The sequence below is a fragment of the Coprococcus intestinihominis genome, assembly GCF_040096555.1.
Classification (GTDB): Bacteria; Bacillota; Clostridia; order Lachnospirales; family Lachnospiraceae; genus Coprococcus_A; species Coprococcus_A intestinihominis.
Genome location: NZ_JBBMEK010000542.1, coordinates 1 through 566, shown reverse-complemented (window position 1 = coordinate 566; position 566 = coordinate 1). Strand labels below are relative to the sequence as shown.

Here is a 566-nt window from a genome sequence, read left to right as displayed (position 1 = left end):
ACATACAGAGGAGAGAAAATATGTATAAAAGAGAATCAGGCGGATGGCTGAAACATTATGATTTTCTGCTGTTGGATATGATTTGCCTTCAGATTGCATTTCTGCTGTCATTTGTTGTATTGGGAAGAAGTTTCAATCCGTATAGTCATATATTGTACCGGAAGATGGCGCTGTATTTAGAATTAGCAGATGTGGTGGTTGTCTTTTTCTTTGATTCATTTTCAGGCGTATTGAAGAAGGGGTATTATCGTAATTTCGTGTCGACCGTACAGCATGCAGCCATTGTCTTTGCGTTATCAGTATTGTATCTTTTCCTGTCAAAGGAAGGACAGCTGTATTCCAGGTTGTCACTGGTGATCACTTTTATATTGTATATTTTTATTACATATGCTGTCAGAGAATTGCGCAAGCGTGAAATGCGCAAGCAGATGGAGACGGGAAGCAAGCAGTCCCTTTTTATTGTAACGACAGAAGACATTGCGGGACAGGTTGTAGACCGCATGTTGAAGAATAATTATGCCAGATACAGGATGGCCGGTATGGCAGTGATTGATACAGAGGCAGTT

General features: G+C 40.5%; 1 pseudogene. It reads left to right on the top strand.

Annotation, left to right across the window (positions count from 1 at the left end):
• Positions 1–20 precede the first annotated feature (20 nt).
• Positions 21–566 (top strand): annotated as a pseudogene (locus tag WMO25_RS18735) (sugar transferase); the annotation flags it as partial.